Origin of the sequence: Pollutimonas nitritireducens, assembly GCF_002849615.1 — a bacterium.
Taxonomy (GTDB): domain Bacteria; phylum Pseudomonadota; class Gammaproteobacteria; order Burkholderiales; family Burkholderiaceae_B; genus Pollutimonas; species Pollutimonas nitritireducens.
Genome location: NZ_PDNV01000002.1, coordinates 208,331 through 229,927, shown reverse-complemented (window position 1 = coordinate 229,927; position 21,597 = coordinate 208,331). Strand labels below are relative to the sequence as shown.

The window sequence follows — 21,597 nt, the reverse complement described above, 5'->3', positions numbered from 1 at the left end:
GGATAACTATATGTTTCCAGGCTTGTTTAATTTCGGTGATTCGCCATAATTATGAATTATCAGTTAAGCAACCTGGAGTCTCCGCATTGACCCGACGCATAGTCCAGCAGGTGCTGTATCTCGAAGTGGCGGACCGTCTGCGCGCCATGATCCAGTCTGGCGAACTGATATCAGGGGTCTGGATCGACGAAATGCGGCTAAGCAAAGAACTCGGCATCTCGCGTACGCCGTTGCGTGAGGCGCTGAAAGTGCTGGTCAATGAAGGTCTTATCCGCCTCGAGCCGCGCCGGGGCTGTTTCGTGAACGAATTGTCGGCCCGGGACCTGGACGATATATTTCCATTGATGGCCATGCTTGAAGGGCGCTGCGCCTACGAAGCGGCACGCAAGGTGAGCGATGATGATCTCAAGCGCCTCGAACCTTTGCATGAGCAATTGCAGCAGCATGCCGCAGCGGTGGACACCGACCAGTATTACGCAACCAATGCCTTGATTCACGAGGCCATCCAGGCGCTCGCGGATAATCACTGGCTATCGGATCTGGTCGATAATCTGCGGCACGTGCTCAGCCTCTCCCGGCACAAAAGCCTGACCTGGCCGGGCCGCGTTCAAGCTTCCTGCGCCGAACATCTGGCAATCTTCGAGGCACTCAAGGCACGTGACCCCGAGAACGCCGAGGCGTTGACGCGCAAGCATCTCCTCAATCAACTGCACGCGCTTCATGCCCTGGATGAACAGGCCCAGCGTTCGTCGAATTCAGAACTTGCATTGCAACCCAGTACTCAGGAGGCTAATTCATGACGGTTACGGACACAGAAAAAGCGGTGGTTGTAAGCAAAGCGGCAGAACTGGCGACGGCAAGCAAAGAAGCACAGGGGCTGGTGGCTCGCCTCGGCCGTTGGCTGGACCGCGATCGCGGTCCGTTGGCGGCGGAGACGGCAACCTTGTTTACAGCCCGCATGACCGACGTGGCAGCCAATCGGCTCGCCAAGCAATGGAGTCTGCGCTACGCTGCGGCGGACGGCAAAGAGCGTCGTGTGCTGTTGGCGGCGCTTGCTCAGGCCAGCGCCGGCCTCGAGCCGCGCGGCGACCAGGGTCTGCGGTTGTTCCGCCGTTTGTATGCCCAGGCCGACAGCCTGCATTTGCTGGTGGATCTACGCGCCGACATATTGCGCTGGCGCAACCAGGTGGCGAGCCTGACGGTGCTGGAGCGCGAACTCGAAGGTCTGCTCAACAGCTGGTTTGACGTTGGCATGCTGGAACTTCGTCCCATTACCTGGGATTCGCCCGCCTCATTGTTGGAAAAACTCATCCAGTACGAAGCCGTCCATGAAATCCGGTCATGGGAAGAGCTGCGCCACCGGGTGGCAGATCATCGCCGCTGCTATGCCTTCTTTCATCCGCGCATGAACGATGTACCGCTGATATTCGTCGAGGTTGCGTTTGCCGCGCAAATGGCTGATAACGTACAGGTCTTGCTCGACCCCAAGGTGGCAGCACCTGACCTCAATAAAGCAAAATGGGCCATCTTTTATTCCATTTCCAATACGCAACCTGGCCTCCGCGGCATTAGCTTCGGCAACTTTCTGCTCAAGCGGGTCATCGACCAGTTGCTTATTGAACTTCCCAAGCTGAAGTCGTTCGCCACGCTCTCGCCAATGCCGGGCTTCGTCGATTGGCTGGCCAAGCAGGATGGCAAAGCCATGCAAGAGCTGTTGCACGACAAGGTCGATAAGCAGCAGGCGCAAAATGACGCCTCTGCGGGACAGAAGTGGGTCGAGCGGTTGCAGGCAGCGGCCGGCGGCAAGGTTTCCGAAGCGGTGCAGCGCACCGGAGTGCGCCTTGCTGTGCTCTACTTGAAAAGCATGAAGAACGGCCAACCTATCGATGCGGTGGCGCGTTTTCATCTGGGCAATGGCGCTCGCATCGAACGGGTCAATTGGGCCGCTGACTGCTCGACGAAAGGTATGGCGCAGTCTTGCGGCATCATGGTCAACTATCTCTACGATCTAGAGCAACTCGACGATAATCTTGCGCTTCTGGCGGCGGGCAAGCCAAAAATGGGACTTAATCTGCGATGGCTATAGCCGAGGCTGGAAGCAGCGTAGGCGCGGGCAAGGTCATTCTTGACTACGAAGGCCCCATAGCCCTGGTGACGCTTAGCCATCCGGGGCGCCTGAACGCCATCAGCGTTTCGATGTGGCAGTCCCTGGCCGGGGTATTTGCGGAGCTCTCTGCCGATGACGCGCTGCGTTGCGTGGTGCTGCGTGGCGAAGACGGAAACTTTGCGGCGGGTGCGGATATCAGCGAATTCCCACACGAGCGCAGCGATCTGTCCAGTGTCATGAATTACCATCGTCGCATACTTGCGCCTGCGCTGGAGTCCATCGGTTCATGCCTGCATCCGGTGATCGCGCAGATAGAAGGCGTTTGCGTGGGGGGCGGCCTTGAAATTGCCAGCCAATGCGACCTGCGTGTCGCCGGTGCAACGTCACGGTTCGGTGTTCCGATCAACCGCCTGGGTTTCCCCATGGCTCCTGACGAAATGCGCGGCTTGCTCGCACTGGTCGGAAAAGCCACCACGCTCGAAATTCTTCTGGAAGGGCGTGTCTTCGGTGCGGCCGAAGCCATGTCCAAGGGACTGCTGACGCGCGTGCTGCCCGATGCCGATGTGGCGGGCGATGTCATGCAACTGGCGAGACGCCTCGCCAGCGGCGCACCTATGGCGGCCCGTATCAACAAGCAGACAGTAGCGCGGCTGAGTCCGCAAGCTCAGGCACTTACCGAGGCTGAGTTGCTCTCATTTTTCAAGTACGCCGAAAGCCACGACCACCGCGAAGGTGTTAGGGCATTTCTGGCCGGCCAGGTGCCGGTATTCTCAGGAGATTGATTTGGAAGGCAATGCCAATTTATATGCTTTGCTGGCGGCGGGCTTTCCAGCTGACCGCGCCGCAGTGGCCATCGAAACGCCGACTCGCTTCTACACGTGGAGCGACGTAGAAGAAATCAGCGGCCGATTCGCGAATTTGTTGCAGGCGCTTGAGCTGCCTCCGGGTTCGCGCATTGCCGTCCAGGTCGAGAAGTCGCCTGAAGCCCTGATGCTGTATCTCGCCAGTGTGCGGGCGGGCCTGGTGTACCTGCCATTGAATACTGCGTATCGGGAATCGGAAGTCGAGTACTTCCTCACCGATGCCGAGCCCGCCGTGGTGGTGTGCGATAGCGCCAATCAGGAGTGGGTAGGACGCCTGGCCGAAAAAACCGGCACCGCGAATGTCTATACCTTGGATAGCGACGGAACCGGTAGCCTTGCGCTGGCAGCGGCCAGCCAGCCCGGCGAATTTGTCAACGTGCGCAGCCTTCCCGATGACCTCGCCGCTATCCTGTACACATCGGGCACCACGGGACGCAGCAAGGGCGCCATGCTATCGCATCGCAATCTCTCGTCCAATGCCGAAGTACTGCACAAGTATTGGGGCTGGCGACCCGACGATGTGTTATTGCACATGCTGCCCATTTTCCATGTGCATGGTTTGTTCGTCGCTTCACATGGTGCCCTACTGGCGGGTGCGCGCATGATCTGGCTGCCCAGGCTCGATATCGAGCAGGCATTGCACTACATTCCGCGTAGCACCGTGATGATGGGCGTGCCCACATATTATGTCCGGCTGCTCGCCGACCCACGGTTCACGCGTGAATTGTGCGCGAACATGCGCTTGTTCATATCCGGCTCCGCCCCATTGCTGAAGGAAACCTTCGACGAATTCAAGGCGCGTATCGGCCAGCCCATACTCGAGCGTTACGGCATGAGCGAAACCGTCATGCTGACATCCAATCCGTACGACGCTACGCTCGGCGAACGAATCGGAGGAACCGTAGGACAGCCGTTGCCGGGTGTCATGGTCCGCGTGGTTGACGATGCCGGAAAGGAACTGGGCGAGGGCGAAATTGGCAACGTGCAGGTGCGCGGCCCTAACGTGTTTTCAGGTTACTGGCGGATGCCGGAAAAAACCCGCGAAGAGTTCACCGCTGACGGCTGGTTTCGCACAGGCGACGTCGGACGCTGGGGGGGCGACTCTGCTCCGGCAAACTACTTGTCGATCGTCGGGCGCAGCAAAGACCTCATCATATCGGGCGGTTTCAATGTCTACCCCAAGGAAATAGAACTGCTCATCGACGATATCCCGGGCGTTGACGAGTCAGCGGTCATTGGTCTCGCCCATCCGGATTTCGGCGAGGCGGTCGTGGCTGTCGTGGTGCCCAAAGCGGGCGTCAAGCTGGACGCCGATGCGATGATGGCAGACTTGAAATCGCGCTTGGCCAACTTCAAGGTGCCCAAGCGCATTTATTTCACCGATCAACTGCCCCGCAACACCATGGGCAAAGTGCAGAAAAACGTGCTGCGGGATCAGTACGCCTAACCTCCTGGCCAGGCCATGGAGGACTTGTTTCAAGAGCTAGGCTCTCCCGCGCATCAAGCGCGGGGGTTTATTCATTCAAACAGAAAGACAAGCTTACCGATAAGAAATCGGAAGAGGAGACATCATGAAGAAGAAAGTCATTTATTCGACAGTTGCTGCCTTATCGGCACTGGCCATCGCTGGTACCGCGCACGCGGCATGGCCTGACCGGGCCATTACGATTGTCGTGCCATTTCCCGCAGGCGGGGGAACCGACACGTTCGCACGGCCGCTGGCGCAGCAACTGTCTGAACAGTTGGGGCAAAGTGTCGTCGTTGACAACAGGGGCGGCGCGGGCGGCACATTGGGCGCGGGAGTCGCATCGCGGGCGGCGCCGGATGGCTATACCTTTTTCATGGGCGGCGCCCATCACGTGGTCGCGCCGTCGATCTACAAGAAACTCAGCTACGACATCCAGAAGGATTTCGAACCTGTCGCCATGCTTGCGCAACCTCCGCAAGTAATCGTCGTGAATCCCACCAAGCTTCCTGTGAAGACGGTCAAAGAACTGATTGATCACGCCAAAGCGAATCCGGGCAGCGTGAATTTCGGTTCGGCGGGCGTGGGCAGCACGCATCACCTGGCCGGTGAGCTGTTTGCCCTGAAGAGCGGCGTCGAATTGACCCACGTGCCCTACCAGGGAGCAGGCCCGATGCTGACTGGCCTGATCACCGGTCAGGTGGATCTTGCTTTCGACGGGCTGGGTTCGTCAGCCTCGCATATCCGCGCCGGGACGATACGCCCACTCGCCGTAGCCGCAGCCAAGCGGTCGCCTTCGCTGCCAGACGTCCCCACGGTGGCAGAAGCCGGCATTCCCGGCTATGAAGTGTCGACGTGGTACGCCATGTGGGCGCCCAAAGGCACTCCGCAGGATGTCGTGACCAAAATGGCTTCCGAGATCACCAAGGCGTTGAACTCGGCGAAGGTCAAGGAACTCTGGCTAAGCAACGGCAGTGCCACACCGAATCTTACCGGTGCGGATTTCGGTAAGTTTGTTGACAGTGAAATCGTCCGCTGGGCCGGGGTGGTCAAGGAATCAGGCGTAGAGAAGCAGTAATAGTAAGGCAGTAAGGCGTCGATACGGTTGCCGCCCGTATCGACGCCTAGAGGTACGGACTGGCCAGCCAGATTATCCTGTTGCGCAGGCGTTTCCGAAACGGAATCGCGGCCAATGCTTCCAGGGTTACGGCATCGGAATCCCCGATTTCCTTGTCGATCATGCTTTCGATCTCACCTGCGGTATCGTGGCCGTAGATCTCCATATCCAGTTCGAAATTCAGTCGAAGGCTGCGCGGATCCATGTTCGATGAACCAACATAAGACCAATAACCATCGATCGTGATGAGCTTGGAATGGTTGAAGTTGCCATTGCAGCGCCATACACGGCACCCGCTGCGTATCACTTGATCGAGCTGCGCCGTCATCGCATAGTTGACCAGTCTCAGGTTATTGCGCCCCGGAATCACGATATCGACGACTATGCCTCGACGGGCCGCCGTATTGATGGCTCCCAATAGTATCTGGTCCGGCAGGAAGTAGGGCGACTGTATGCGTATGTGTCTCTGGGCCACTGCGAACGCACCGAGCAGCATGTTGTGGGTTCCTACGATATAGCGGTCAGGTCCGGAACGGATGCAGCGCGCTGGCACGCCCGGTCCCGTTTGTGGCCATGTCTCGCCATACCAGGTTTCGTACTCCAGCACTTCCTTCGTGGTGAATTTCCAATCTTGCGCAAATACCACCATCAACTGCAAGACAACTGGACCTTCCACCTGGAAATGCGTGTCTCCTGTCGTCTCGGAGCCCGCCATTTCTGTAACGAAGCCGGCGCGGATATTCATGCCGCCAGTAAAGCCAATGCGACCGTCCACGACGAGGATCTTCCGATGGCTTCTCAAATTGGCATAAGGCATTCGCAGGAAGCCCATCGGATTGGTCATGAACAGTGCACAAGGGATGCGCCGTTTGCGTAGCAGCCGAATGATGGGAGGGCGGGAATACTTGGAACCGATGGCATCGATCAGAATCCGTATTTCGACACCGCGTTCACGGGCTCGGACCAAAGCCTCCACTATCTTGCGACCTTCACTGTCATCATCGAAAATATAGGTCTGGAGCGCGATGGATTTTTGCGCGCCATCAATGGCCGCAAGCATGGCGGGATAGGCCTGGTCACCGCCTTTCAATGTCTGGATATGGTTGCCGGCAAGAAGTGAAAAGTGGCTGACCCGATCGCCCAGCACTTTAAGCGAGTGGAATTGGGCGGCCGCTATCCTGCTCACATCGGCCAGCGGCAGCGTCGGCATGCGCGAGTAGTCTTTTTCAGCCTTGTTGCGCTGATCCGAGATATGGTCCTGGCGGATCCGATTGACGCCTGCAATGAGATAGACCAGGGGTCCCAGCAAGGGGGACATCAAAATCACACCGACCCAGCCGATTGCGGCCCGGACATCGTTCTTGGTCATGGCGGCATGTATGGCGGCCGAACCGCCCACGGCGAGGCTTAAAGCAAATGCGAGATGCGGCCAATATTCCTGGAACGCGGACTGCAATGTAGCCATATTCAACGCCATATCAGAATTATTTCCAAGACCGTCCCGTCGCGTCCGATTCGCTCATCATGCACGGTGCCAGATCTTTGCCGCCAGTATATAGAAGATAAAAATGCTCAGGATTCCGACGAACCCGGCCGCTTATGCAAGCTTTCGTACCAGGTGGAATTGGGTGCATCCTGATGCGCGTATTGCTGCGCGCGCGAGGGTGCGCGCCACACGCCGCCGCCGATGCCTAACTGCGGGGGCACGCTATACCAGAACCATTTTCCGTCCTCATCTTGCGCTGCCCAGTTCCATCCGGGCGGCGCGAGTGACCAGTCGAGAGTTTGCTTCGGTGTGGGCATGGTGCAATGATACGCGGTCAACGCAACGAAGGGCGTGAAAAAGCCCCGACGCCAGAAGCGAGGGGGCTATATCGTTCCAAAGCCAGTACCTTCAATTCAATTTCCATATTAGAAGAAATTGCCGAATTCGGGCTTTATGACATATAAAAACTGTTGGGGTGACCGATGGGGCTCGAACCCACGACAACCGGAATCACAATCCGGGACTCTACCAACTGAGCTACGGCCACCACTGTAAAGCTGCCTTTAACGAAAAAGTATAACACTTTTGAATTCATGGCTTGCTTTGCAAGAGAACGAGATTCTAGCATGAGTTTGGGACGGCGTTTGGTGACTTTTCTGCATGTTTATAAAAGAGCAACTACAGGTAACGGAGCAGGGTCACCGTGACAGTCTGAAACGTTTGATGCTTGCGATGGATTCGCTTTCATCTACGATAGGTACTCAGTAATCTTCATAAAAGGATTTGACTGCCATGAAAACATCAAGCAAGACATTACTGCTCGCAGCCCTGATCGCTGTTCCTTTTACTGCGGCGCAGGCCGCTGACGAAGCCTGGATACGGGCGCAGAAGATCGATATCCAGCCTACCCTTAAGATTACCGAAACCGAGATCCCCGCCGATTCGTCTGCGACGTCGGCAACGCCACCGACCAGCTCGATGCCGGACAGCACCGGTACGCAGGCGCCACCGTCGACGTATCAGCCGCCCATGCCGCCTTCAACCTCGCCTTCGTCGCCGGGCGTCTATGCTCCCGCGGCGCCTTCTCCTTCAACGACGCCTTCCCAGGAACGCACCCCCGGGTATATCACCCCGGGCGTCAATTCCGGGGCCGGGGTGCAGCGTCAGTAAGCGCTAGAGCGATGTCGCGCTGAACGTATCGCACTGCGCGGTGTCGCCGCTACTGAAGCCGCGACGGAACCAGTTCACACGTTGCGCAGATGTGCCGTGGGTAAATGAGTCGGGTACGATTTGACCCTGCGAACGTTGTTGCAAGCGATCGTCCCCAATGGCGCTGGCGGCATTCAGGGCTTCCTCGATGTCGCCTTCCTCTAGGGTATTGCGCTGGCTGTCGGAATGATTTGCCCACACACCGGCGAAGCAGTCGGCCTGCAATTCCACCTTGACCGATAACTGGTTTGCCGCCGTGGCGTTCCCGCGTTGGCGAAGCTGCGCCACCTGATCGGTCACGCCGAGCATGTGTTGCACGTGGTGTGCGACTTCATGGGCGATGACATAGGCTTGCGCAAAATCGCCGGGCGATTGCAGTTCTTGCGCCATCTGCTGGAAGAAGGACAGGTCGAGATATACCTTGCTGTCCCCCGGACAGTAGAAAGGCCCCATCGCAGACTGGCCCGTTCCGCAAGCGGTAGGCGTGGCGCCATTGAACAACACAAGCTTGGGTTGTTGGTAATTGCCCCAACCTTTCTGTTGGAATACGGTAGACCAGGCATCTTCGGTGTCGGCCAATATTTTGGATACGAAAAGCGTTTCCGCCGTAGGAGCAGCAGGAGTGCCGGATGCGGGGCTCTGGGTTTCGGCGTCTCCGCCTATCGTTTGCAATACGACATTCGGATCGACCCCGAAATAGACTGCGACAAGTGCCAGCACGATGGTGCCTATGCCGATTTTTCCGCGACCTCCCATAGACATCCGTCTGCCCCGGCGGTCTTCGACGTTCTGGCTTTCCCGCGAATTGTCCAGGCGCATGGTGATTCCTTATTCGGCATCGGTTATAAGAAGATAGATGCAACGTTCAGTGCTTCGGGTAAGCTCGATTCTATTGCCTATGGCGAGACCGAACCGTAAACTCAACCTTCAAGAATGTTAGGATACGTTAAATGGCTCAATTATTCGTCGTACATCCCGAGAACCCCCAAATACGCTTGCTCAAGCAAGCGGCCGAGCTCCTGGCCGACGGCGGCCTGGTCGCGGTGCCGACCGATTCCAGCTATGCCGTGGTTGCACGGCTCGACGACAAAGCCGCGGCGGATGCCCTGCGGCGCCTGCGCGGGCTTGACGACCGGCATCATCTTACTTTGCTATGCCGCGATCTTGCCGAAATCGGCCATTTCGCACGCGTTGACAACCAACAGTATCGGTTGCTCAAGATGGCCACCCCGGGTCCCTGGACCTTCATCCTTGAAGCCACCCGCGAAGTTCCACGGCGGGTGTCCCACCCGTCGCGCAAGACAATAGGCATACGGGTTCCGAACCATCGCGTAACGCTTGCGCTCATCGAGGCAGCAGGTTCGCCGCTGATGTCGACGACACTTATTCCGCAGGACGAGGACGACCCCTTGAACGATGCACAGATCATTTTCGAGCGTTATGGGAATCAGCTTTCGGCGGTGATCGACGGTGGCGCCTGCCCACTGCAGCCAACGACAGTCATCGACCTTACTTCGGCCACGCCCGAAATCGTACGGCGGGGGCAGGGCGATCTTTCCGCACTGGGATTGGCCTAAATCAAAAAGTTGCCCGCTCCTGCCCGAGTATCACCCGGTGCGCTGACTGTGAATGGCGTGCCTACCAGCGGAAATACATGGAATCCCTGATACAGACTATTACTGTTTATGCGCTGCCTGTCCTGTTTGGGATCACGTTGCATGAAGCTTCACACGGCTATGTTGCGCGGATGTTCGGCGATCCCACGGCATGGCAGGCCGGTCGGGTAAGCTTGAATCCAATCCGGCATATCGATTTTATCGGCACTATCGTTGTTCCGCTGGTGCTATTGTTCAGCAGCAAACTGATGGGTGGGGCCGGCTTGTTGTTTGGCTGGGCCAAGCCGGTGCCGGTTGACTGGAGTCGCCTGCGCCGCCCCAAGCGTGATATGTTGTGGGTGGCCCTGGCCGGTCCCGCGTCGAACCTCGTAATGGCCATTATCTGGGCAATCAGCCTGCGCATCCTGGCCGAAACCGGTTCGACGGCCGACAATTTCTGGGTGAAGATGACCATTGCCGGCATACAGGTCAACCTGGTTCTCATGGCCCTGAATCTGCTGCCATTGCCACCGCTGGACGGAGGACGTATTGTATTCAGCCTGTTGCCCAGTCGCATGGCATGGTACTACTCTAAGGTCGAGCCGTACGGTCTCTTGATCCTAATCGTGCTGATGTTCACCGGGGTGTTATGGATTCTGCTGCAACCTTTATTAGCACTTGGCCAGGGAATTGTTAATTGGTTCTTATGATTTGCGTTGCTTATCCGGTAAACTTGCGAGTTAATTCGGCAAGTTCACCGTTTTGGTGAGTTCCAGGAGACTCTTCGTATTATGGCAAGCACGGATTCCGCGACAGCGATCCTTCAGGGCAGCATGGTGGCCCTGGTTACACCCATGCATCCCGATGGCAGCCTCGATTTCGATGTCTACCGAAAGCTGATCGATTGGCATGCGGACCAGGGAACCGATGGCTTGGTCGTCGTGGGTACCTCGGGCGAATCGCCCACGGTCAGCGTCGATGAACATGCCGAACTCATCAAGGTTGCTGTCGAGCATGCGGCGGGACGGTTTCCTGTCATCGCTGGTGTGGGCGGCAACTCCACAACCGAAGCCATCGAACTTTCTCGACACGCCAAGGCGGTCGGGGCCGACGCGGGCTTGTCAGTGGTGCCTTACTACAACAAGCCCAGTCAGGAAGGACTGTATCAACATTTTCGCACCATTGCCGAAGCTGTCGACCTGCCTTCGGTTCTGTACAACGTGCCGGGCCGCACGGTTGCCGATATGTCCAACGACACCATACTGCGACTGGCACAGGTGCCAGGAATCATCGGCGTCAAGGATGCCACTGGCGATATCGCCCGCGGGGCCTTGCTGGTACGCGACGCGCCTGCCAATTTCACTGTTGTCAGCGGCGACGACGCCACGGCTGCGGCATTGATGCTGCTGGGCGGGCGCGGCAACATTTCTGTCACGGCGAACGTGGCGCCCAAGCTCATGCACGAATTATGCATGGCAGCCATCGATGGCAATGTCGCACTGACCCGGCAACTCAATGGCCTCCTGGGAAACTTGAACAAAATTCTTTTTGTCGAAGCCAATCCTATTCCGGTCAAATGGGCGGTCGCCGAAATGGGACTATCCAAGCTTGGCTATCGCTTACCCTTAACCTCCCTGCACGAGCAGTATCACAGTGCGGTGCGCAACTCGTTAAAAGAAGTGGGCTTGATCTAAATGATAAATATGCGTATGAACAAACGCTGCGCCGGCATGACGCTGGGGCTGGGCGTGCTGCTGTTGTCGGGGTGTTCCACTTGGAACCAGATGACGGGCAGCGAAGAATCTGTCGATTACAAAAGCACTGTTGCTGGTGATCCCCTGAGCATCCCACCCGACCTCACCCAGGCAAACCGCGACGCGCATTTCCGCGCGCCCGAAGGCACGGCCACCTTGAGCGAATACCGGCAAAGCCAGCAGGCGCAGCAAACCAGCGGCGCGGCCGACCGCATCCTGCCTTCCACCAGCGGCGTCAGCGTCATGCGTGACGGTGATCTACGTTGGCTGGTCGTCGAAAAGCCAGCTGAAGAGGTCTATCCGAAGATCATCGATTTCTGGGGCGAGCAAGGCTTCACCATTCATTCGCAAGATCCCCGGGCCGGCTTGATGGAGACCGATTGGGCCGAAAACCGTGCCAAGATTCCCGAGGGCTGGATTCGCAGCGCGCTGGGCGCCGTCATCGACCAGGTCTTCGACAGCGGCGAGCGCGAGCGTTTTCGCACGCGGGTCGAACGCGTCAATGGCAAGACCGAAGTTTATATCAGCCACCAGCAAATGGTCGAAACGCCGACGCCCGACGGTGCCGCCTTCAAGTGGGTATTCGGCAAGGAAGATCCAGGCCTGAATGCCGCAATGCTGGCACGCCTCATGGTGTTCCTGGGGACTGATGTTCAAAGTGCTCAGAACATGGTTGCACAGGCCGAGAAAGACGTCGGCCAGACGCAGATCCAGCAAACGACCGACGGGCAGGCAGCCATCATGCTGGGCGAGCCTTTCGATCGAGCATGGCGTCGCGTTGGCGTCGCAATCGACTCGGCGGGATTTGCCGTCGATGACCGTGACCGTTCCGCTGGCGACTATTTCATTCGTTACCTGGATAGCGACTCAGGCGAAAAAATCGAGCAGCCCAATATCATCGGGCGCCTGTTTGGTGGCAAGAATACGGCGGCGGCAACACCATTCCGCATCCACGTGGCCGAGCAAGGTTCAAGCTCCGTCGTCACCGTGCTCGATCAGAACGGCCAAGTCCAGAACACCGACACGGCCAAGCGCATTATTGGGGTGTTGTCGTCCAACATGACAGCCCAGTAGGGCTTCAGGTACTGATGCTGGCGCCAAACCAATGAAGTTTTGGTGCCAGCGCAGTGACCTCGCCTATCAATAGCAGTGATGGCGACTTGAACGCATGTTGCCTAGCCTGCGCAGTCAGATCTTCCAGTTTTCCATGCAGCACGCGCTGATCCCGGCGCGTGCCGTTTTCGATCAGGGCAAATGGCGTGTCGGGCGACCGGCCATGGGCTATCAATTGCCCGGGAAGCCAGTCCAGCTGGCTGACCCCCATGTACAACGCAAGCGTCTGGTTGGCCTGGGCGAGTGATGCCCAGTCTTCCGCCGTGGTATCCCTGCTGAACTGCGCAGTGGTCAGCCGCAGGGATTGCGCGTGATCGCGGTGTGTCAAAGGTATGCCCGCGTACGCAGCGCAGGCCATTGCGGCAGTGATGCCCGGTATGACTTCGTAGGCAATGTCGTGGCTGCGCAAGTACTCGAGCTCTTCGCCGCCCCGCCCGAATACGAAGGCGTCGCCGCCTTTGAGCCTGACCACATACTGGCCGGCATCGGCATGTTCCCGCATGAGTTCGTGGATCCGCTCCTGGGTGGCATTATGGTCTTCCCCCGGAATTTTACCTACGCTGATTTGCGTGGCATCCCGGCGCGCAAGCTCGCGGATCTCGTCGCTGACCAGGCGGTCGTAGAGGATGATGTCGGCTTCATTCAGTGCGCGCAAGGCGCTCAGTGTAAGTAGACCGGGATCTCCGGGACCCGCACCCACCAGCACGACTTTGCCTTTGGTTGGTCCGTCCTGGTGTTGCAGCTTTTCTATCAAGGCCTGCTCGGCGGCTTGTGGTTGTTGCTTGCGCAATGCTGCTGCCACCGGTCCGTCCAGCAGCCAGTCGTAGTATTCGCGTCGACGCCGCATATCGGGAAGCGCCAGGCGTATGGCTGGGCGGTGGCGGGCAGCCAGGGTAACCAGCGTTCCGAGCGAATGATCGAATAGGGATTCTATGCGTTCGCGCACCCGTCGGGCCAGTACCGGCGCATATCCCGCTGACGAGATGGCAATCATCAGGGGCGACCGGTCGACAATGGAAGGCACCTGGAAAGTGGAAAGGACCGGATCGTCGACAACGTTGATAAACAACCGTTTTTCCTGGGCCAGGGCAGCGATGCGCCGATTTGTGTCGCGGTCGTCGGTGGCCGCGATAAGCAGCCAGATGTTCTCGAGCCATTCGGGTTGGAAGGGCTGGGCCAGGTAGCTTATTGTGCCCCGCTCATGCAGTTGCTGAAGTTCTGGCGTGATCGCGGGTGACCCAACGGTGACTAATGCGCCGGAGGCCAGCAGGCTTCTTACTTTTCGTTCTGCGACGGTCCCGCCGCCCACTACCAGTACACGCCGGCCCTTGAGGTCGGCAAACAAAGGAAATAATCTCATCAGGCTCAGGTTACGGCATTCAGGACGATAGGGGTAAGCCGTTGCGTAGGAGCTGGAATTACCTTGCTGCGTACGAGAAAATCGCCGAATTTTTCATTGATTTCGCGGTCTTTCGCATACGCCTCGAACAAGGTGTCAAGCGTGCTCAATATCTCGGGCTCGGCGATGTTCTCACGATACACGATGTTCAGGCGTTCGCCGATGAAATCGGCCCCCAGCCGCAAGTCGTAGCGCCCCAGCGCGCGACCGATCAAGGCGATTTCCCCAAGATAGGGACGGGCGCAGCCATTGGGGCAACCGGTGATGCGCAGCAGAATGGGCGCTTCTTCCAGTCCATGGGTAACCAGAAGCGCTTCGAGTTTCGATAACAGTTCCGGCGCGTAGCGTTCACTTTCAGCCATGGCGAGCCCACAGGTAGGCAGAGCGACGCACGAAATGTGGTGGCGTCGGATTCCGCTCTGGCGCAGATAGCCATCCAAGCCGTACTGGGCAACCAGCTCGTCTATCGTCGCGCGGTCCTGTTGAGCGACGTCGGCGATGACAAGATTCTGATTGCAGGTCAGACGGAATTGACCCTTGTGTATTTTTGAGATTTCACGCACACCAGTCTGTAATTGGTGGTCGTCGTTGTCCCACAGGCGGCCGGACTCAATGTAGAGGCCAAGATGCCATTTTCCATCCTCTCCTTTGGACCAGCCGTAGCGGTCCCCGTTCTGGTCGAACTGGTAGGAGCGCACCGGCTGCAAGCTGAACCCGATACGCGCTTCCAGCTGGGATTTGAACCAGTCCAGGCCGCGGTGGTCGATGGTGTATTTAAGCCGTGCATATTGACGTTCAGCGCGATTTCCGTAGTCGCGCTGCAAAGTGACCACGCCTTCGGCCACGGCGATCAGTTGTTCCGGCGGCACAAAGCCGATCAGGCTGCCCAGGCGCGCATAGGTCGTGTCGTCACCATGGCTGGCGCCCATTCCGCCGCCTATGGCCACGTTGAAGCCGAGCAGCTTGCCATCTTCGATAATGGCAATGAGGCCGAGGTCTTGCGCAAAGACGTCGACATCATTGGTGGGCGGTATGGCAATACCCATCTTGAATTTGCGCGGAAGATAGGTGTCGCCGTAGATAGGTTCTTCTTCGGGTTCGTCGGTAATCTTCTCGCCGTCCAGCCATATCTCGTGATAGGCGCGGGTACGCGGTATGAAGTGGTCCGACAGCTTCTGGGTCCATTCCTGCACCAACTGGTGCTGGCTGGACAGTTGCGGGTTCACTGAACTCACGACCTGTCGGTTCACGTCTCCACAGGCGGCGATCGTGGTCGCCATGGCGTCATGGATGGCCTGCATGCTAGGCTTCAGATTAGCCTTGATGACGCCGTGCCACTGGAAGGTCTGCCTGGTGGTGATGCGCAGACCGCGGCTGCAATAGTTGCGCGCCAGATCGTCGAACGCCAGCCATTGGGCAGGAGTGATCACGCCACCCGGCAGGCGTGCGCGGATCATGAAGGAATACGCGGGCTCGAGCTTCTGTTTGCGCCGCTCGTCCCGGATATCGCGATCGTCCTGCTGGTAGCTGCCGTGGAACTTCAACAGCTTGTTGTCGTCGTCGCTGATGGCACCGGTGACCGGGTCATTCAAGCCTTCTTCGATCGTGCCGCGCAAATGACGACTAACGGCTTTGACCTGTTCCAGGTGCGAAAGGGTGTTGCTCATGAAAATCCTGTTTAGTAAACGTCGCGGGCATAACGGCCTTGCGCCGCCAGATCGTCCAGCCATTGCCTGGCCTGCGATTCGTCCAGTCCGCCTTCGTTCCGGGCAATGTGAAGCAAGGCTTGATGAACGTCCCGGGCCATCCGGGTCGCATCGCCGCATACGTAAATGTGCGCGCCACCTTGGATCCACTCATACAAGTCCGTGGCGCGATCCAGCAGTTTGTGCTGGACATAGATTTTTTCCGACTGGTCGCGGGAAAACGCCAGGTCGAGGCGGTGGAGATCGCCATCCTGCAGAGCGCGTTGCCACTCTGTCTGATAGAGGAAGTCGGACGCGAAATGCGGATTGCCGAAGAACAGCCAATTACGACCGCTTGTTCTGTTGGCGCTGCGCTCCTGCACAAAAGCGCGAAACGGTGCGATGCCGGTACCTGGGCCGATCATGATGACATCGCGGGATGCGTCCGCAGGCAACCGGAAACGTGGGTTCTCTTCAATGAAGATCGGTAGCCTGTCGCCTTCGCCAAGTTCGCTAAGGTACCGGGAGGCGACACCCCAGCGGCTTTCGCCCTGGTGGTCATACTTCACATGCGCCAGCGTGAGGTGAACTTCTTCGTCCACGGCCGCCTGACTGGAGGCAATGGAATACATCCGCGGCGTCAGTGGACGCAGCGATTTCACCAGGCCCTGCGCGGTCCATTTGGCCGGGTAGGCCTTTAAGACGTCGATAACTTGCCGCGTGCCCAGGAAATTCCTTAAGACTTCGACGGAATCGGCCTGGAGCAGCGCCTGCAATTCGCTGCTTTTGGCCAGCTCGGCATGCGCCACAAGGAAGGGCTTGGTCAATTGCGTCAGTTCGCGGTGGTGTTTCAGCCAGTCGCCCAGGGTGCGGGACACTTTGTTGAACTCGACGGTTTCTTCAGAACCGAGGTTCAAGGTGGCAATGACCGAGTCGACCAGCGCCTGGGACTGCGTCGGCCATACGCCCAGGGCGTCGCCCGGTTGGTAATTCAACTGCGAGCCTTCCAGCGATATTTCAAGATGGCGCACATCTTTATCGCTGTCCCGGCCTGTTATGGGCTGGTTGAGCAGCAATTCGGCAAGAAAGGGCTGGTCGCGCGACACAGGAGCTGTCTTGGGGTGCAGCGGTATAACGCTGGCACCCGCCGGTTCGGGCTGCTTGAGAACTTTTTGCGCCAGGGCAATGGTGGCCTCTTGCCACGGCATGGCCACAGTTTCGATATCGAGGTCGGCCGTACCCAAATCGTACAAGCGCTGGGCGCCCAGTTCGGTGAGCCGCGCATCCAGGCTCTGTGCGATGCCGCAGAATAACGGGTAGCTGGAATCGCCCAGACCCAACACCGCGAATTTGAGCTGAGGCAGCTTCGGAGCGCGGCGGCTGCTCAGGAATTCGACGAATGCCAGCGAATCGTCCGGTGGTTCTCCTTCGCCCTGTGTGCTCATGACGATGTACAGCAGGTGCTCATCTTTCAGTTCGCGCGTCGGGTATCGATCTGCTCTGAGCAGGCGTGTACTGAGCCCCAGTGCGCCGGTGCGCTCGGCGATCGATTCGGCGATGCGCTTGGCGTTACCCGTCTGGCTTCCATATACGATGGTGAGCTGTCGCGCCGCCTGTGTATCGGCGACGGCGGCAATAGCTGGTGGGGCGCTGCGGCTTGACTCCTGTCTGCCCTGCGCGACACCGGCGAAATATCCCGAGAGCCAGCTCAGGGCATTGGATTCAAGACCATCAGACAATTCGGCAAGGAGTTTGTGTTTCGTTTCGGGTATATAAGAAGGGGCCAGCATGGCGTGCTCGGAGAATGCATGTGTTGCCATTCTAGTTAGCACAGCTTGCACGCCAAACGATTCGGTTCTTATTACCTAATTACTTATAAGCTAATTCAGCGGTGGTCCAGGGTAATTTCGGACATATGGCGAACGTGACGGCGCCGGCCATCAGCCGTCTACATGGTGCAACCAGCCTTCCTCGAGCCACTCGGTCAGGATGCGTCTTTCTTTTCTTTTCAGCTGGACGATTTCTTCGCTTGAACACAGCAATTCGCGCTCGTCGGCAAGCCGCCGCAAACGGGATGATGCAGGAACCGCGGCGACTTCACCGTTGACGAAAAGGTCTTTGCCGCGGTAGATGACGCGGCTGCAACGATCGAGGACCAGTTTTCCCGATGATGGCAGGACAACCGATAGATCGAGATGATTGCTGCTGGGCTCGAAATACGCATTGGCCGGTATGTCGGTAAGCCATTGTCCCAGGAAGCGTGCGGCCAGTGCTTCGTCGAATCGCACTTTCTTGATGGCCTTGACGGCCGCCGTGACCATCGCATTGGGCAGCTCGGCGGGCGTTGCGCTTGCCGCGATCCCTTTGTCTTTGAACGTGCCCGACAGCGTCGGCCCTGGAATGACGGGGTTGGCGTACAGGCCACCCATGTCGCCCAGATTTGCCAGAATCTGGTCATTGGCCGCTTCCAGCATGCCGCAGGCCAGGGTTGCCTCGGTTGGCGCGCGAAAGCCGATTGAAATTGTCATACAGTCGCCGATGGCCACGCCGTCGTGGGCGACGTGTGGCGGCAGGTAGAGCATATCGCCCGGCTCCAGGATGAATTCCTCCTCCGCCACGAAGTTCTGAAGAATCTTCAATGGCAGGCCGGGCTGTAATGCGAGGTCTTTCTGCTGGCTGATGCGCCAGCGGCGACGGCCATGGCCTTGCAGCAGGAAAACATCATAGCTGTCGAAGTGAGGGCCAACGCCACCACCGTCCGTCGCGATGCTGATCATCGCATCGTCCAGGCGCGCATCGGAAATGAAACGGAATTGGCGCATCAGGGCGGCCGTTGCATCGTCATGCAAATCGACGCTTTGCGCGAGCAGTGACCAGTTCGGCTTGCGGCTCGCCGGCAGGCGCTGGAAAGGGCCTGTTTTCATGTTCCAGCCATTTTCGTCCTGCCATATCAGCCGTGATTCGACCTCATCCCGCTTGACCAATTGCTTGATATTAGCGACGGATAGCGATGGCTTGTAGCCGGGAATGGCCTGGCGTATCAGCAGAGGCTTGCGCTGCCAATAATGCTTCATGAAATCATGAGGCGTGAGTCCGCCCAGGAGTGTGAGTGGCTGTTGAGGATTCATGGGTAGTCTTTGCGCAAGCGGTAAAGGATGTCCAGGGCTTCACGTGGCGTGAGTTGATCGGGATCGATCGCGGCCAGCTCGGATTGTAGGGCCGAGTGCGCTCGCAGCGCGGCGTCTGCCGATGCAAGGGGCAGGTCATCTTGTAGTTCGTCGTCGCCGTCGGATGGCGCGGAAAACAAATCCAATTGAGGCGTTGGCGCCCCTTGCGCTTCCAGACGGGACAGTTCGCGGCTTGCATGCCGGATTACGGCTGCCGGAATTCCGGCACGCTGTGCGACCTGGATGCCATAACTGCGGCTGGCTGGGCCAGCCTGGACTTCATGCAGGAATACAATACCGGACGACGACTCCGCCGCCGCCAGGTGTACGTTGGCGGCTGCTGGCGCCTCGCTGGGCAATCGCGTGATCTCGAAATAGTGGGTGGCAAACAGCGTGAGCGCCTGGTTATGCGAAAGTAGTCGGTGGGCAATGGACCACGCCAGGGCCAGGCCGTCATAGGTCGACGTGCCCCGACCTATCTCATCCATCAATACCAGGCTTTGGGGCGTGCTGCCTGCCAGTATGGCTGCGGCTTCGGTCATTTCCATCATGAAGGTCGACCGACCACCAGCCAGATCGTCTGCCGCGCCGATGCGTGTGAATATGCGGTCTATCTGGCCGATGCGGGCGGTGGTTGCCGGCACGAAGCTACCCGTCCTGGCCAGCAGGGCGATCAATGCAATCTGGCGCATATAGGTTGACTTGCCACCCATGTTGGGGCCGGTGATGAGCAACATCCGTCGTTGGGGACCTAACTCGCAATCGTTGGGGGTGAAGCGCTCGATGCTGTGCTCGACCACTGGGTGGCGGCCTGCTTCGATCATTATTTCGTTGTTTTGTGTCAGCTCAGGCGCAATCCAGTCATTAAGCGCGGCATGCTCGGCCAACGCCGCGAGCGCGTCGACTTCCGCCAAGGCGGAGGCGCATTCAGATAGGGCTGGGGCATGAACCATGAGTTCATCCAGCAGGTTTTCGAACAGCCATTTTTCACGCGACAGACTGCGGTCCTTGGCGGAGAGCACTTTATCTTCCCAGCTTTTGAGTTCCGGAGTAATGTAGCGTTCGGCGCTTTTCAAGGTCTGTCGACGACGATAGTCGGCAGGTACCTTGTCGGACTGCCCGCGCGACACCTCGATATAGAAGCCATGAACCCGATTGAACTCAACCCGAAGATTGCTGATGCCCGTGCGTTCGCGCTCGCGTGTTTCGAGTTCAAGTAGAAATTCCCCGCTGTCGCTCGCAAGGCGGCGCAAGGTATCGAGCTCCTCATCGTAACCAGGGGCGATGACGCCGCCTTCGCGTATCATCAATGCGGGTTCCGCATCGACAGCTTGGTGCAAAAGGTCAGCAATGGCACTATCGATGTCTATACGGTGAATATACGACCGTAGTGTCGGTTCGGCGTTAAAGCAGAGCTTCAGGTGTTCCGCGACGGCGGGCAGCAGTGCCAGCGCGTCCCGAAGACTGGCAAGCTCGCGCGGTCGAACCGATCGCAATGCGATGCGCGTGGCAATACGTTCCAGGTCGGGATAGCGGTCCAGCATCTGGCGCAGCGAAGAAAGAGGCGCTTCGGCACCCAGCCTATCCTGCCTGGGCGCTGACAGGAACACGGAGATGACCTGCTGGCGCGCCAAGGCGGCATCATTGTCACGCAGCGGGTTGTGCAGCCAGCGGCGCAGCAGCCGGCTGCCCATAGGGGTTTCGCAGTGATCCAGCGTCGAGAAAAGCGTAGGGCTGCTCTCGCCGCTGATTGTTTCGGTGATTTCCAGGTTTTTGCGCGTGACCGGGTCGAGTACGACATATTCCCCGCTCTGGTCCACCCGGATGGCTTGTATGTGTGAGAGCGATTGGGATTGCGTGCGACTGACATAACGCAGCAAGGCTCCAGCGGCGCAGCTGGCCGTCGGCAGATCGGACAGCCCGAAACTTGACAGCGAGTCGACGGCGAAGTGCCGCTGCAGTACATCGCGTGCGCCGTCTGCCTCAAAGTGCCAGTCGGGAATAGCGCTGATTGCAATGCCGCTGCCCACATCGATACGCACGCTTTCGGCGCACACCAGTTCGGCGGGAGCGATACGGTGTAGTTCGGTGTCAAGCATGTCGCGGGTGCACTCGCCGACCTTGAATTCGCCATTGGCCAGGTTCATCCAGGCCAGGCCGGCGCGTTCGGTTTTATTCACCTTCGCAATCCAGACAGCCGCGATCATGCGATCTGCTTTTGCCGGCAGCAGGGCCTCGTCGGTCAGGGTGCCAGGGGTGACGATACGGACTATCTTGCGTTCTACTGGCCCTTTGCTGGCGGCGGGGTCGCCGATCTGTTCGCAGATGGCAACCGATACGCCCTGTGCGACGAGTCTGGCGAGGTAGCCTTCCATGGCATGGAAGGGAACCCCTGCCATGGGTATGGGGGCGCCATTGGAGGTTCCGCGCTTGGTCAAGGTGAGATTGAGCAGCCGGGCACCGCGTTCGGCGTCCCCGTAGAACATTTCGTAGAAGTCACCCATGCGGTAAAACAGCAGATGCGAGCCAGCCTCGGCTTTCAGGCGGTGGTATTGCTGCATCATGGGAGTGTGGTTGCCCAAAGGCGTGTCCACAGCGCTATCGGCCTTGGTGTTGCGGGCTTGTCCTGCCATTCAT

General features: G+C 58.4%; 18 protein-coding genes and 1 tRNA gene. 10 read left to right on the top strand and 9 right to left on the bottom strand.

The window, feature by feature from the left end; genetic code table 11:
• Nucleotides 1-86 precede the first annotated feature (86 nt).
• From CR155_RS03495 to CR155_RS03475, 5 genes are all read left to right on the top strand, one after another.
• Nucleotides 87-800, top strand: a complete 714-nt coding sequence (locus CR155_RS03495; protein ID WP_102068605.1) for a GntR family transcriptional regulator — start codon at nt 87-89, stop codon at nt 798-800.
• Complete coding sequence (locus tag CR155_RS03490) at nt 797-2,086, top strand: malonyl-CoA decarboxylase domain-containing protein (protein WP_102068604.1); 1,290 nt, start codon at nt 797-799, stop codon at nt 2,084-2,086. The genes CR155_RS03495 and CR155_RS03490 overlap by 4 nt, the downstream gene beginning before the upstream one ends.
• Nucleotides 2,077-2,889 (top strand): enoyl-CoA hydratase/isomerase family protein, encoded by an 813-nt coding sequence (locus CR155_RS03485; RefSeq protein WP_102068603.1) that lies wholly within the window; start codon nt 2,077-2,079, stop codon nt 2,887-2,889. The genes CR155_RS03490 and CR155_RS03485 overlap by 10 nt, the downstream gene beginning before the upstream one ends.
• A gap of 1 nt (nt 2,890) precedes the next feature.
• A complete protein-coding gene (locus CR155_RS03480) occupies nt 2,891-4,417 on the top strand; it encodes a malonate--CoA ligase (protein ID WP_102068602.1) in 1,527 nt (508 codons plus the stop codon).
• 124 nt (nt 4,418-4,541) lie between these two features.
• Complete coding sequence (locus CR155_RS03475; RefSeq protein ID WP_102068601.1) at nt 4,542-5,513, top strand: Bug family tripartite tricarboxylate transporter substrate binding protein; 972 nt, start codon at nt 4,542-4,544, stop codon at nt 5,511-5,513.
• Between the two features lie 46 nt (nt 5,514-5,559).
• Here the strand turns inward: CR155_RS03475 and CR155_RS03470 are convergent, their stop codons facing one another.
• The 3 genes from CR155_RS03470 to CR155_RS03460 all read right to left on the bottom strand — a co-directional run bounded on the left by CR155_RS03470 (nt 5,560) and on the right by CR155_RS03460 (nt 7,585).
• Nucleotides 5,560-7,017 (bottom strand): phospholipase D-like domain-containing protein, encoded by a 1,458-nt coding sequence (locus CR155_RS03470; RefSeq protein ID WP_102068794.1) that lies wholly within the window; start codon nt 7,015-7,017, stop codon nt 5,560-5,562.
• Between the two features lie 107 nt (nt 7,018-7,124).
• The gene (locus CR155_RS03465; protein ID WP_102068600.1) at nt 7,125-7,355 is read right to left on the bottom strand and encodes a hypothetical protein; all 231 of its coding nucleotides are present in this window, start codon (nt 7,353-7,355) and stop codon (nt 7,125-7,127) included.
• 154 nt (nt 7,356-7,509) lie between these two features.
• Nucleotides 7,510-7,585 (bottom strand) — tRNA-His (locus CR155_RS03460).
• A 245-nt stretch (nt 7,586-7,830) separates the two neighbouring features.
• Between CR155_RS03460 and CR155_RS03455 the strand changes: the two genes are divergently transcribed.
• Entirely contained in the window at nt 7,831-8,208 is a 378-nt protein-coding gene (locus CR155_RS03455; RefSeq protein ID WP_102068599.1) for a hypothetical protein, read from the top strand.
• A gap of 3 nt (nt 8,209-8,211) precedes the next feature.
• On the opposite strand, the gene ypfJ is transcribed toward CR155_RS03455, so the two are convergent.
• Entirely contained in the window at nt 8,212-9,066 is an 855-nt protein-coding gene (gene ypfJ, locus CR155_RS03450; RefSeq protein WP_102068598.1) for a KPN_02809 family neutral zinc metallopeptidase, read from the bottom strand.
• Nucleotides 9,067-9,197: 131 nt separating this feature from the next.
• Between ypfJ and CR155_RS03445 the strand changes: the two genes are divergently transcribed.
• From CR155_RS03445 to bamC, 4 genes are all read left to right on the top strand, one after another.
• On the top strand, nt 9,198-9,824 hold the full coding sequence (locus CR155_RS03445) for an L-threonylcarbamoyladenylate synthase (RefSeq protein WP_102068597.1): 627 nt from the start codon (nt 9,198-9,200) through the stop codon (nt 9,822-9,824).
• A gap of 77 nt (nt 9,825-9,901) precedes the next feature.
• Nucleotides 9,902-10,552 (top strand): site-2 protease family protein, encoded by a 651-nt coding sequence (locus CR155_RS03440; RefSeq protein ID WP_102068596.1) that lies wholly within the window; start codon nt 9,902-9,904, stop codon nt 10,550-10,552.
• An 81-nt stretch (nt 10,553-10,633) separates the two neighbouring features.
• Nucleotides 10,634-11,536, top strand: a complete 903-nt coding sequence (gene dapA / locus CR155_RS03435; protein WP_199171664.1) for a 4-hydroxy-tetrahydrodipicolinate synthase — start codon at nt 10,634-10,636, stop codon at nt 11,534-11,536.
• Nucleotides 11,537-11,545: 9 nt separating this feature from the next.
• The gene (gene bamC / locus CR155_RS03430) at nt 11,546-12,670 is read left to right on the top strand and encodes an NlpB/DapX family lipoprotein (RefSeq protein ID WP_233213877.1); all 1,125 of its coding nucleotides are present in this window, start codon (nt 11,546-11,548) and stop codon (nt 12,668-12,670) included.
• A 4-nt stretch (nt 12,671-12,674) separates the two neighbouring features.
• Here the strand turns inward: bamC and cysG are convergent, their stop codons facing one another.
• The 5 genes from cysG to mutS form a co-directional block, all read right to left on the bottom strand.
• A complete protein-coding gene (gene cysG / locus CR155_RS03425; protein ID WP_102068593.1) occupies nt 12,675-14,069 on the bottom strand; it encodes a siroheme synthase CysG in 1,395 nt (464 codons plus the stop codon).
• Between the two features lie 5 nt (nt 14,070-14,074).
• Nucleotides 14,075-15,775, bottom strand: coding sequence for an assimilatory sulfite reductase (NADPH) hemoprotein subunit (gene cysI, locus CR155_RS03420; protein ID WP_102068592.1), 1,701 nt, complete (start codon nt 15,773-15,775; stop codon nt 14,075-14,077).
• An 11-nt stretch (nt 15,776-15,786) separates the two neighbouring features.
• A complete protein-coding gene (locus tag CR155_RS03415; protein ID WP_233213876.1) occupies nt 15,787-17,613 on the bottom strand; it encodes an assimilatory sulfite reductase (NADPH) flavoprotein subunit in 1,827 nt (608 codons plus the stop codon).
• A 120-nt stretch (nt 17,614-17,733) separates the two neighbouring features.
• Nucleotides 17,734-18,921: a cupin domain-containing protein gene (locus tag CR155_RS03410; protein ID WP_102068591.1), complete on the bottom strand. Its 1,188-nt coding sequence runs from the start codon at nt 18,919-18,921 to the stop codon at nt 17,734-17,736.
• Nucleotides 18,918-21,593 carry a DNA mismatch repair protein MutS gene (gene mutS, locus CR155_RS03405; RefSeq protein ID WP_439650410.1) on the bottom strand — a complete coding sequence of 892 codons (2,676 nt, stop codon included), beginning with the start codon at nt 21,591-21,593 and terminating at the stop codon, nt 18,918-18,920. The genes CR155_RS03410 and mutS overlap by 4 nt, the downstream gene beginning before the upstream one ends.
• Nucleotides 21,594-21,597 lie beyond the last annotated feature (4 nt).